At 64.2% G+C, this 12568-nt stretch carries 9 protein-coding genes; 3 read left to right on the top strand and 6 right to left on the bottom strand.

The annotated features are described in order from the left end of the window. The first annotated feature begins 386 nt into the window (after positions 1-386). Positions 387-1151: a HipA domain-containing protein gene (locus ACED18_RS12570; protein WP_377292714.1), complete on the top strand. Its 765-nt coding sequence runs from the start codon at positions 387-389 to the stop codon at positions 1149-1151. 475 nt (positions 1152-1626) lie between these two features. On the opposite strand, the gene ACED18_RS12575 is transcribed toward ACED18_RS12570, so the two are convergent. The 6 genes from ACED18_RS12575 to ACED18_RS12600 all read right to left on the bottom strand — a co-directional run bounded on the left by ACED18_RS12575 (position 1627) and on the right by ACED18_RS12600 (position 11397). Continuing rightward, a complete protein-coding gene (locus ACED18_RS12575; protein ID WP_377292658.1) occupies positions 1627-3714 on the bottom strand; it encodes a caspase family protein in 2088 nt (695 codons plus the stop codon). A 91-nt stretch (positions 3715-3805) separates the two neighbouring features. After that, positions 3806-5107, bottom strand: a complete 1302-nt coding sequence (locus ACED18_RS12580; RefSeq protein ID WP_377292660.1) for a twitch domain-containing radical SAM protein — start codon at positions 5105-5107, stop codon at positions 3806-3808. Further along, a complete protein-coding gene (locus ACED18_RS12585) occupies positions 5104-6969 on the bottom strand; it encodes a methyltransferase domain-containing protein (protein ID WP_377292662.1) in 1866 nt (621 codons plus the stop codon). Before ACED18_RS12585 ends, ACED18_RS12580 begins: the two co-directional genes overlap by 4 nt. 11 nt (positions 6970-6980) lie before the next feature. Then, a complete protein-coding gene (locus ACED18_RS12590; protein ID WP_377292664.1) occupies positions 6981-9218 on the bottom strand; it encodes a glycosyltransferase in 2238 nt (745 codons plus the stop codon). Next, on the bottom strand, positions 9215-9670 hold the full coding sequence (locus tag ACED18_RS12595; RefSeq protein WP_377292666.1) for a hypothetical protein: 456 nt from the start codon (positions 9668-9670) through the stop codon (positions 9215-9217). Before ACED18_RS12595 ends, ACED18_RS12590 begins: the two co-directional genes overlap by 4 nt. Beyond that, the gene (locus ACED18_RS12600; protein ID WP_377292668.1) at positions 9667-11397 is read right to left on the bottom strand and encodes a heparinase II/III family protein; all 1731 of its coding nucleotides are present in this window, start codon (positions 11395-11397) and stop codon (positions 9667-9669) included. Before ACED18_RS12600 ends, ACED18_RS12595 begins: the two co-directional genes overlap by 4 nt. Positions 11398-11410: 13 nt before the next feature. On the opposite strand from ACED18_RS12600, the gene ACED18_RS12605 reads away from it, so the two are divergent. Next, a complete protein-coding gene (locus ACED18_RS12605) occupies positions 11411-11641 on the top strand; it encodes a hypothetical protein (RefSeq protein ID WP_377292670.1) in 231 nt (76 codons plus the stop codon). Between the two features lie 484 nt (positions 11642-12125). Then, a complete protein-coding gene (locus ACED18_RS12610) occupies positions 12126-12470 on the top strand; it encodes a hypothetical protein (RefSeq protein ID WP_377292672.1) in 345 nt (114 codons plus the stop codon). Positions 12471-12568 lie beyond the last annotated feature (98 nt).

Raw genomic sequence — 12568 nt, forward strand, 5'->3', positions numbered from 1 at the left:
GTGTGTTTGACGCTCAGGAAAAGACATGTAAAAACAGAATTTTACAGTCTATAGCGTGAATCCTGGATCAGGCTGGATCTCGGACTTAAGAGTGCGATCCGAAAGCTCGAAACGACAGCAAAGGCTTCCAAAATTCCCGCTCGAATGGCGCGACATGTTCTGGAAGAAATTTACAGTTTACCCAGTTGAGAAATTGCCTGAGGAAGCCCGGTGGTGTGGTTCTTTAACGATTGATTTAAGATCTTGAAATCCCTCCCATCTCCTAGCTGCAAACTATCGTAGGTGCCGGCAAAGCCCTTCCTGGTCGGGGAGCGCGGGGTATCAATTTTTTCGCGGGCGTCCAGGAGGCGCTGCCGGTCTTCGTTGGCGAGAACGGCGATAAATCCATCCCTGTCGATGGGACCCCCTCCACTCACATTCTGAAGCCGGATTCAAAACGGCTTGCAGGCAGCGTCGAGAACGAAGCGTTCTGTCTCGCTTTCACGCGCGCCTGCGGTCTTGAGGCTGCTGAGGCGACCATCGGCGTGGCTGGTCGACGCCGCTATCTTCTTGTGAAGCGCTATGACCGCTTCATCGATCCGCAAGGCGAGATTCGCCGGCTTCATCAGGAAGATCTTTGCCAGCTAACCGGACATTTCCCGTCGCAAAAATACGAGCGCTCCTCGACCGGGCGGGGCGTGACCCTGAGAATGATGTTCCAAGCCGTCAGCGACCTGGCTTCGCCTGCAGAGCGCATGACACTCCTCAATGCGGTCATCCTCAATGTGCTCATTTGCAACTCGGATTCGCACGCGAAGAACTACTCGATCCTGATCGGTGCGGGTGGGTCCGCGAAGATGGCGCCGCTCTATGACCTGATGTGCGCTGCCGTCTATCCCAACATCGACCAGAGCCTGCCTCACGGAATAGGCGGCCGGATCAGCGCCGCGGATCTGCATAAAGCCGACTGGCAGGCGTTTGCTGCCGACATTGGGTTGAGCGGGGCATCGACGGTCAGGCGCGTTGCTGAGCTGGCTGAGCTTGTCGCCGCGCGATCCGAGGACGTGGCTTCGCAAATTACTGACCTTGCAGGCGATCCGGCTCGGATTCTGCAAAGGGTCACACATCGGATCCAGAAGCGGTGTCGGCGCATTCAGGCGCAATCCCGATAATCGCCGAGACGGCAATTATTTCCGCATGCAAGGCGACTGTGGCAATGGCAGTTCGTCATCTCTGTTGGCGCTACCAGCCAATCCCTCTGACATCTACGGTTGCTACCGTCTTCCTATCAATGGTCAAATCTCCGAGCCCCTGCTTTCGCGTTAACCCGTAAGTATAGGCTGAATAATCGCATGAGTTCGTTGTTGCCGACTGGACCGTCATCCCGCGATTATGCTTCACTTCACCCGGAGCGGGAGAGGGAGCACAAATGTCGAGTGATGCCGTCAATTCGGTGATCTTAGGGCAGTGTGGTGACTGCTGCGGACATCTCTACTCTGCACCAAAGCGGACATTTGATCTCTTCCGCTAAAGCTTAACGATTTGAACCGCTTACCCATTCCGGATGACATGGGCCGCAAGTTCGTATTCCGTCAAGAGTCAGATACAAGTTACAAATCTTCTCCGCATATCCCCGGCGAGAGCGGGCTATTTCACCTCTTCCTTGCGGAAATCTGCGGCCAGTTTTTCGGCCTTGCGCGCTTCCTTCTTTCCGATCTTCGCTTCTACGGTCTCGACCTGCGCCGCGGCCTTTTCGAGACCGGATTGCTTGGCGATCAGGAACCAGCTGAGGGCCTTGGTGGCGTCTTTCGGGACGCCCTTGCCTTCGAGGTAGAGTTCGCCAAGACGATGCTGCGCTTCGTTGTAGCCTTGTCTTGCAGCCCTGGAGACCCACTCGGTGCCCATCGTCTCATTTTTCGCGAGCTGGGTCCCGTCGATCAAGAGGTTGCCGAGCTGATACTCGGCGTAGATATGACCCATTTCCGCTGCGCCGGTCAGCAGGATTTCTGCCTGACGCATGTCTTTCGGGACCACGGTTCCGGCAAGATAGTAGGCCGAGAGCTTTTCCATGGCCGGAGCGAAGCCCTGGCGTGCCGCCCGCCAGAGCCAATAGGCGGCTTTTTCCGGATTCTTGGGAACGCCAAGACCGTTCTCGTAGATGAGGGCGAGGTTGAACTCCGCGAAGACGTTCTTCTTGGCGGCGCCCAGAACGTACCAGTAGCGGGCCTCGTTCAGGTTCTTCTCGATGCCGCGCCCGTCGCGATAGACGTCGCCGAGAGAGCGGTAGGCTATCGGGAAGCCCGCTTCCGCGCCGGCGCGGTAGATCTCGCGGGCCTCGTCGTGGCGGCCCGCTGCATCAATGGCGCGGCCGTAATTCATTAGGATTCGGAGGCTGTCGGGATATTGTTGCAGCGCTTTCAGGCAGGCGGGCACGGCCCGCTCCGGCACGATCTGCTTGAAATAGACACCGACTGCGGGATCGGCAATTTCCTGCACGTGCCCCGCCTCCCGGTCGCAATCGGTCACTTCCGGATAGAGCGGATCGTCGGCGAACTCCTCATATCGCGCCGTGATCTTGTCGGGGAGCGCCGCAACATCGGCCGCGCCCTCGCGGGAGACGGCTTCAAGGCGCAGGCGGGCGAGCTTGGCAAAGACCCCGTTCGGAAATTTTTCGAGGTAATCGCGATACTGCTCCGGCGTGCCATTTTGCGGGATCGCGGTCCAGGTCGTCAGGTCGTTTGCCGCGTCGATCGTCCGGTCGCGCGCCGGCAGCGAAGCCTGCTGCTGGTCGGCCGGCGCGGCCTGCTTGCGGTCGAGGACGTCGAGCCGCAACTGGGCGATATCGGCAAACAGGCCCTGCGGGAAGGCAGAGAGATACGAGCGGTAGGAGGACGCGATGTCGGCATCGGAGGCGGACTGCCAAGCTTCGGCATCCTTGGCCGCCGCTGCCGACAGTGTCGGCTCTGCCGGAAGTGCTTCTGTGAAGAAGAAGTCCTTGGTCAGCGAGGAGTTGTCCCACGGCACCTGCTTGCCCTTGGTTTCGGTCACGACCCGCTCACGTACCCGCTTGAACACCTGCTCGATCGGTAGGCCGGGCGCGGTGATGACATCGGCAAGCGCGCGGGTGAAGGGGCTGTTGCCGTTGCTTCCGTCCGTCGCCACATCGCCGGGGGCGGTGGCAAAGGCGATGAAGCTCCCGAGCGGCCCGGTGGCCCGCGCCAGACCGCGGGTCTGCGTCGCGCCCGTTGCCGAACGGCTCGCCTTCTCCAAGGGATTGTTGCGGCAGGCGTCGAGCACGAAGACGGCGATCTTCGGCTGCACGCGGCTGATCTGCTCGGTGATGAGCTTCAGGCTGAAGGCCTCGAGCGGCAGGTCGTCGGCGCTCGTCAACTGGCTGTCGACGGGGATGAGGTAGTTCTCCTGGTCGAACTGGATACCGTGGCCGGCGTAAAAGACCAGCACGGCCGTGTCCTGATCGATCGCATCGGTGAAGGATTTGAGGCTTCGCACCATGTCCTGGCGCGTGCCGTTGGTGACCAGAAAGGTCTTGAAGCCGACGTTGCGCAGCGATTTTTCGATGAGGGCGGCATCGGCCGGCGAATTGAGAAGACGGGGAAGCTGCTGGTAGTCGCCATTGCCGATGACGAGCGCCACGCGCTTTTCCGCGGCCGAGATGGGAGCGGTCGAAAACGCGACAAGAAGGATGATGATCACCGTCCTCAGCAAAGCCGCCATCGCGCCCCTTCCTCCTCCGCCTGCCCTCCGGTGCACCGTAGCACCCAACTGACGGACCCAGTGTAAGGCGCGTGCGGCTTTGCTCACAAGGTCAAATTCGAGGCGCATCTTCGGCCCTCGCCGTGTCGCGCGGGAAGGGAAACGCCGCCAGGCGCGAATCGACGGCCATCAGGCGCCGCAGCCCTCCCGCGTCCTGACGCGCGGTCTCGAAGGCCGCGATCGCCTCGACTGCCGCCGCCTCCCAGCCCGGATCGAGCCGGCCGGGGAGGGTGAGGCCATGGCGCAGCAGATCGTAGAGTGCGCCGAGACGATTGTTTTCGTCACGGCGCAGGATGACGTCCATCCAGTGTTCCGACCACTGACGCCTGACATCGTCGGGCAGCGCCTCCACGGCGAGATAGGCATTGACCGGACGCGGGACCATGAATTTGCCGGTGACCTCGATGCCGGCCTCCAGTGCGAACTCGAGGAGCGGTCCGAGATGCAGGAGCCCGACGGAGGTGACGGTCACGTCGAGCGTCAGCCGGATCGTCGGAAAGCGTGCGGCAAGCGCCCGGACAGTCTCGACATTGGCGCGAAAGACGGCGTCGTCGAAGCCGCTGCGGATATAGGTGCCGGCCGCGTTCAGGCCGTCCACGGAGGCCTGCACATGGACGGAGCGGAAGGCCGGCCAGAGGGTCTCGACGGAGCGCTGACGGTGGCTGAGAAGGGTGAGATTGGTGTTGTAGGCGACGTCGACGCTGTCCGCCTGCCCGCTTTCCACGAGCGCCAGCATCACGCTCCAGTGCGTCTCGTCGGCGAGTGGCTCACCGCCGGCCCAGTAGAGCTGCCGCACCGCGCCGACCTTCACTGCCGCCAGCAGTTCGCCGCGCGCGGCGTCGACCGATGTGGCGCGAAAGCGCCGGTAGGCGGCGTCCCAGCTCCGCCCCTCCGTCTCGACCGCCGCGATCGCATCCTGCTGGCGGGCCTCGGCTTCGGCGGAACTGGAGGAGAGGGGTCCGCAGGTCCGGCACTTCAGATTGCAGATCGAGGTGCGATAATCGAAGGTGAAGGGGCGCAGTGTGGTGGCGCCGTCCGCGTCGGTGGCGGCGATGATCTCCGGCTCGCGTCCCGGCCAGCGTTCGGCGATCTGATCCTTCAGCGACTGGCTGCGGTTCCCGTCGCCCCGGCACAGGCGGCATCGCTCGGGCAGCGCGCCGGAGAGCATCTGGCGTCGCACGGCGCGCATCGGGGCACCGTTCCAGAAGGCTTCGAAGCTCTCGTCCCGGCGCCGCACGGCTTCGCCGCGCCGCGCCATGTCCATGCAGCACAGGCCCCGAAATCCCTGGGCATCGACATGCGCGTGTATCCACGGAACAAGGCAGAGGCTGGAGGGTGCCCGTTCCCCGCTCATGTCTCGTCCCCCGCCCGCTCGACCAGGCGTGCGATCGCATCCGCCCCGTTTTCAAAGCCGCCCCTCAACTCCATGAAAGCCCGGCAGTTCGATGCGAGCCTCTTACGAACGCTGTCGTCGAGAAGCCGGCTGACGACGTCTTCCGTTTCCGCCGCGCCGCCTGATGCCGGCAGACAGAGTGCGAGCCCGTTCTCCTCGGCAAAGCGCGCCCTGTTGATCTGCAAGTCCATGTCGCGGCCCTCGTCCGGCACAAAGAGCGTCGGAAGCGCAGCGGCGATGGCCTCGTGGAACACGTTGTAGCCGGCACGGGTGATCGCCATGTCGAAGGCCGCCGTGTAGGGGTAGGCAGGGTAGAGGCTGATGCGCCGATGCCGCGGGCCCGGATCCGTCGCGTCGGCCTCGATCAACGGCGAGACGAGCTCGACGATCTCCAGCTCCGTTTCGCGGGAAAGCCGGTCGAGGATGGCGGTGCGCCGGCCGGCCAGCGCATGACCGGCGGGCCGGGAGATCTCCAGGAGCAGCGTCGTTGCCGAGGGGGCGAGACCGAGCGCGGCACGCGCCTCGTCGCGGCCAAGCCTGTGATGCGGCTGCGTGAGCAGAACCGGCGCCACCCTTTGCACATGCTGCCGCGCGGCGACCGTTGGTCCCCTGTCGAAGGCCTCAGCAAAATCGCCCGGCTCGACGATGGTGTCGAAGTGGATGCCGGCACCGAGATAGTCCGCATGGTGATCGGGCCACATGGCGCGTCGGATCCAGATCGAGCGCAGATCCTTGCGCCGCCGCAGCACGTCGATCACCCCGTCGAAGACGAAGTTGACGTCGTAGACGAGCGCATCGGAACCGCGCGCATCGAGGAGAAGGTCGATCTCGTTGGCCAGTCGTGCGTTCCAGTGGCGCGTATCTTCGCCCGTTGCCGCATGGTGGGGCAGATAGTGGACGGCGAAGCCCGCCTCGCGCACGATGCGCGCGCTGTAGCTGAAGGTGAGAAATCCGGCGGTGTAATCCTTCAGCCGTGTTGCGATGGCCAGCTGCCGCGACAGATGCCCCTGCCCCACGCCATTGGCGCTGACGAAGAGAACATCGCGGCATCGGCGTGGCGCCTTCTCCCGCTGGGCCGGTGCCGGCGAGGGGAGTTCGCCGGCGGAAGGCGCAGGCTCCGAGGCCTCGAGCATAAAGAGCGCATTGTTGTTGAAGCCGCGCCAGGCGGCCTCGGGAATGCCGATCTCGACCAGCCGCTCCGGCGCCACGCCGCGTGTGGCATCGTAGTCCGGCGGAAGCGGCAGGGCGGCGCCGAGCGTTGTGGCGAGATCGTCGGGCGAGAAGATCCTCATGTGATCCGCCTGCCCAAAACGGCGTGTGCGCTCGTGTGACTCCAGCGGACCCTGCGCCTCGCGAAAGCCGCCGTTCATGAAGGGAATGGAAAAGATGTGCCATCCGCCTGGCTTGAGGGCGGCGTGCAGCGCGCGGGCGACCGCCCGGTAATCGCAGTCGACATGCTCCAGCACGTGATTGTGGATGACGAGATCATAGCGCGCCGCGCCGAGGCGGCCAGCATCGGTACAGAGATCCAGCCGGGCGACACCTTGGACTGGCACCTGCGCGGGCGTCCTGTCCGCCGGGTGGTAACCTCTGCCCCAGGAGGCCCTGAAAATGCCGACGAGGCAGGGTTCAGGGGCGATGTGAAGGACGGCGAGCGGTCGCGACAGAAAGCCGCCCCGCTCCAGCCGTTCGTAGAGCAGCCGGTGGCGTTCGAGGGAATCGCAGCCGAGGCAGCGCACCCCCTGGCGCAGGAAGGCGCTGCCGGCCTGCCCGTAAGTGTCGCCGAATCGCCGTCCGCCGCAGATGTTGCAGGCTGCCCCCATCGGCCGCGTCCTCAGCCCCTCGAGAACCGGCGCGGGTCCAGATCGGTCCGCACCAGCCGCGCATGATCCTCCACATACCGGGCGATGATCTCTGCCCCGTTGGTCCATTCGATGTCGGCGCAGCGCATCCGCACCGCGGCGCGCTCGCGTGCATCGATGAGTGCCTCGACCCGATCCTCGATGCAGGCCATGTCGACATCGCGTCGCGCCATCCAGCCACGACCCGTGACGTCGGCCCAGTGAGCGCGCGCGGCCTGCAGGTCCATGTCGGGGGCCTCGTTCGGGACGAAGAGGGTGGGAATGGCGCCGAGCACCTGTTCGTGAAAGGCGTTGTACCCGGCAGCCGAGACGGCGGCATCGAAGGCGAGGCTGTAGCGGAAACTCGGGAAGAGCGATGCCTGTCGATGCCTCTCGGAAAGCGGGACGAAGGCCTTCGCTTCCGGAGTGATGGGCGAGACCGTTTCGACAACAATGACGTTCGGGTGCCGCAGGAGCGCACGCACAATCCTGTCGCGCACCGCGCTCATGTCGAAATTGGCGCCCGACCCCAGTTGCACGGCGACAACGACACTCTCCTGGTCGAGGCCGAGCGCCTGGCGTGCGGCGGCACGCGGCAGGCGCCGCGCCGGATCGACATGCAGCACCGGTGGCACCCGCAAGGTCAGATGGCGCTGTTCGGCGGTCGGTCCATGATCGAATTCCTCCGCCAGCTCTCCGGGTTCGATGACCGCGTCGAAGGCCCAGGCGCAGGCAAGGAAGGGACGGTGGCATTCGCGCCAGAAGGGCCGCCGGACCCAGATCTTGAAGATGTCGGGCAGCATGGCCAGCGCATCCACCACCCCGCTGAAAACAGCTGTGGCGTCGTAGGCGAACACGCGCGGCCGAAGATGCGTCAGAAGGGCGAAGACTTCCTCGGCGAGCGCGGTGTTCCAGCTGTCAACGGGAGCGTCGATTGCGGCATGATGCGGGAGGAAATGGGACTGGAAACTCGCATCAACTGCCGCCCGCATCGCATAGGACATAGTACAGAAAACCGGTGTGAGATCGCGTTCCAGCCGTTCGGCGATCGCCAGCTGCTGGGTTATGTGGCCGACACCGATCCCGTTCGACGACATGAAGAGGACATTGCGAACTGGCAGGGGTGGCATCATTGTGCCAGCTGCAGCCGGTGGCCGGCTTTCCCCGCCCTCGGCCTCGGTCGCCGCGATCAGCCGACGCATGCGTGGTTCGTAAAGCCTCGCGTCGTGTACGGTCTCGACGAAGCGGCGCGCGATGGCGCACTGTTCGGCGTAGAGTTCGGGATCCTCGACATAGCGCGTGATGAGGCGATCGACATGGGTGGGCACGCAATAAAGCGCGGCTTTGCCGAACAGCGGCTCGAAATGCGGCGGCAGGATTACCACGAGCCCGACGGCCAGCGCTTCCAGGATCGTCCGGCCGAAGGCCTCCGACCAGTCGGGATCGTGGTAATAGACGTAGAAATCGAGGCTACCGAGGAAAGCGGCGACGCCATCCCAGGCGAAGGGCAGCAGCTCCCAGTTGGCCGGCGTTCCCCCGTATTTCTCCGTCAGGAAGTCACCCGCGCCGAGGACTCGCACGCGGTATCGAGCGCCATCGGGCGGATAGGCGCGCCATGCATCCTCCCGGCTCGGCCACTTCAGCGGATCGGGCCTGGCATGGCGCCCGATCGTCACCGGCCAGCGCGGCGCCGGGCGCGCCCGCACCGGCCAAGCATCGGCCTCGATCAGGTTCGGCCAGTCCTCGTCAAACAGGCTGGTGCGCGGCGGCAGGGAGGCGGGAAGGCTCCATCGCACCACGGGGCTGACCGGGGCCAGCACCACATCGCTGCCGAAGGCCTCGCGCGCATTTCGCACCACCTTGTCCAGATCGTACTGTCGGCGGCCGGCCGCATCCACCATCGGATGGTGGAGCACAACCACGAGGCGATCGCAGGTCGTGTGGATGCGGCAATGGGGCCGCCTCTCGATGATGGTGGGATGATGGATCTGCACCATCCATGCGTGGACCGGCATGTCCGGATCGAGCCGCTCCGTCAGGCCCTCATCGATCAGCCGGCGTAGATCGGGATGCATGGGAAAGGGCAGGCCGAGAAGGCTGCCCTTGATGGCCAGAAGCCCGGTGCGCAGGCCGGCCCGCGCGGCCGCAACGATCTCGACCGCCAGCGCCGTCGATGTGCCGCCCTCGAACCGGACATCCGCGACATAGACGACATCGAAGACGGCCGTCATGGTCCCTCGTCCCGCGCGCCGGCATCGCGTGCCAGGTCCGGCGCGGCGCGAAGATAGGTCTCGATGTTCTGCCCGTAGCTCAGCACATGCAGCGGCTTCCACTTGGCCAGGAGCAGGTCCCAGCGGCGCTCGAGATAGAGCCGCCAAGAGAGTTCACCCGCGTGGAGCTGCTGGTCGAGGGCAGGGGGTAGATATTCGAACGCGGCGCCCATGCGGCGCAGCCTCATGAAATCGAGGCTGTCGGTGACATAAACGACGCGGGAGCGCACAAAGCGGGCGTGCGTGGTGGTGACGATCTCCTCAACGTGATGGTCTGCCACGCCCAGCAGTGTGACGAGGATGACCGTGGGTGCGCCTTCGCCATCGAAGAGCGCCATGGACGCCTCGGGAGCATCCGGCCTTTCCGCGCCGCGCCGGGCCAATCGTTTGAGAAGGGCTGTCCATCGCCTCATGCCACCCGTCCTTTCCTGTCAGGCGCGCGCGTTTCCGCCGCCTCCTTGCGTCCGTCACCGAAGCCGCTCGTCTCGCCGGTGAAGCAGACCCGCAGGCGCCTTGCGCCGCGCGGCACCACAAAGGATAGGCGGATCATGCCCGCATTGGAGCTTTCGCCCGGCGGCGTCTCAACCGGTTCTGCGCGCCAGTGCACGTTCCCGGGCTCGAGGATCGCGAGCCGGAGGCTGTCCGCCCCCATCCGCAGGTATGCCGCTCCATAGCTGATCGTCGCCTGTGCCCTGCTCATGAGCTGCCAGATCACGGCAGCCTCCGCGCCGTCATGCTCGGCCCTTTTAGCTTCGACCTCGTCCGTCACCTCGACGCCCGTTTCTGTCGCGCGCACCATGCGACGCCAGCGCGTCGGGGAGGCGGGGTCGGACATTTCCAGCGTCAGGGCCACCGCCGCGCCTGTCTCCTCCTGCGCCGCAAGCTGCGCGGCGGCGTCGACACTTTGGTTCCGGCCTCCGAAAACCAGAAGGTTGTGAGCCCGCGTCCCCGTACGGAGATAGGTGAAACGCTGCCGGTTGTCGAAATAGCCCGGCAGCGCATAGGAATCGCGACCGGCGTCGATGGCGAAACGCTGGCCGCGCCATTCCAGAATGAATGACCCGAGGTCGAGATGGGCGTGGTTGACGTCGTTGCGTCCACCCTTGAACCCCACCCACCAGTCACCCGCGCGCAGGATGCCGGCGCCAGCCGTGCCATACCAGGAGAGGGAGCAGGCCGCGGCGGCTCCGGAGCCGGACTGTGTCGGTTCCCCCCTATGCGGCGGTCCCGGCCACAGGAGATCGAGGCCCGTGAGCGCGCCCGGCGCCTCCCGGTGCCACCGTGCGGCCTCCGGGTCTGCGGCAAGGCTTGCGAGCAGGCCCAGACAGTCTGGCCGCTCCCAGTCGGGCGGGGTGTCGCCAAAGTCGAAGGGGCGTCCCGAGGGCGCCAGCATATCGCGCGAAAACCGCCAGCCGGCAGCGAGATGCGGCGGCAGCCCGTCCGAGAAGCCGGCGGCGAGCAACGCGCTCTCGGCCAGCAGCGCAGCGCGCATGGCGAGCGCCCAATAGGCCACGCCCTCGGCATACCCGCCATCGTCTCCGAACGCCGAAAACCCGTTGCGCAGGCCTGCGAGCGCGGGTGCAAAAACCGGATGCAGATCGGCTACCCGCCTCCTGGTTCCATGCCGCAGGCTGAGCGCACCCAGCACCAGCGCCCCGCAGCAGACCGTGTTCCAGTTGTGAGTGGCGGATACCCAGAAGTCGCCGCGCGCAAAAGCTTCGGCGCCGGGCTGAAGGCCCTTTGCCGTGATGGCGGCGTCGAGACGGCTTTGCTCGGCCGGGGTTGCCAGGCTTCGGCACCACAAGAGCCCAAGCGCGACCGCCGCTAGCATTTCGGCGGTGTCGAGAAAATGGGCGGGGTTCCAGTCCTCGAAGGCGCAGACCGCGAGAAGCTCCTTGAGCGCGCGTCGCCGGTGACGGGTGCCGCCCTCCAGCGCATCGCCGGCGGCCAGTGTTACGACACGATCGCGCAGAAGGCGCGCCGTCGGCAGTATGACGTCGCGATCTGGCTCGCTCACCCTCTGGATCAGAGGTTGGCGATGAATATCCACGCACCGATCAATGATCGATGTTCCGGCCTCGTGAATGAAATTGCTGAATCTCTGACCTTCTCGGATTGTCTGTCTTGGAAAGGTCAGCATCCGAAATCAGTAATTGCTGGATCTGCCGGAATGGCCAGCGATGGCGTTGTTATGGGCCTTCTTCACGACTTTGCAGTCGGACTTCTTCGTGCCCACTTCACATTTTGTCGGACGGCCCGCCGAAGTCGTGCAGCCGCTCAGCAATACTGTTGCAGAAAGAGCCGTGGCGAGAAAAGTCAACCGTTTCACAATAGATGCGCGCATTGACCAACCTCGTAAGCACGGTGACTTAAATAAACCTTAAACCGGTAGTCGCGTCAAGGTATGTGTCGAGGTCCGTCTTTCTTGCTCCGGCAGAGGCACAGAAGCAAAGGGCGATCGATCATGCCGCCCTGCCCGTGCAACCCGCGCTCTATAAAGACAAGCAGATCATCGCTTCGCAACCGGTATTGTCGCGCTGGAAGAGGATCGTCTAGAAGTCGATAGCAAGACCTTCTCCGTTGGCGACCGTCAAATATAGCAAGGTTTCTAAGGAGCTACTGACATCCGTGCATCGGGTGCTGAAGACGGAGATATACGCAAAAGGATGCAGTCCAGGTCTTATCGCAGAGGCTGAAGACGATCAAAGGCGCGTCCTGGCTGGAGGGAACCCCTTTTGCCGAATATGCCGCGCAACTGTCGCGCCAGTCGGATCCGCCAATTCCCCATTTCAAGTAACGGGTGACCGGCACCATAGGCGCTCGCCACATGCCGCGGCAGGTCCCGCCGACACCTATGTGGAGCGTTTCTTGCGCAAAGTCGATCTTCCGCGTGCCCTGTATGCCCGCGAGGCGTTCACGAAAGTGCCGGTTCTGACGACACCCGAGGTAACGCCGGAACGGTCGGCGTTATTCCTGCGCGACCATCCGGGCATCATCGTCACCGATCGAGACGGTCCGCATCTTCTCATGCAAGGGGCGACGGACCAAGTAATCCCGGTCTCTTCCGTGGATGCGGGGTCCGTGATCGGCCAGTGTTTTCTGCTGCTTGCCGTGCGCGATGCCATCGTGGTGACGGAGGGCGGTCGGGCCAGGGGTATCCTGACTCGCGAAATGACATTCAGGGCAATGGCCCATTCGGACACAAACGGCTAGCGGGTCCGGCACCAAAAAAGCAGACCTGATGAAAGGTTGTAAGTGTAAATCGGCTCGGAATTTTGACCCCCTTATCGGCTTCCAATATTCGCCCCCCC

It is taken from the genome of Rhizobium sp. SG2393 (assembly GCF_042610495.1).
Classification (GTDB): domain Bacteria; phylum Pseudomonadota; class Alphaproteobacteria; order Rhizobiales; family Rhizobiaceae; genus RU20A.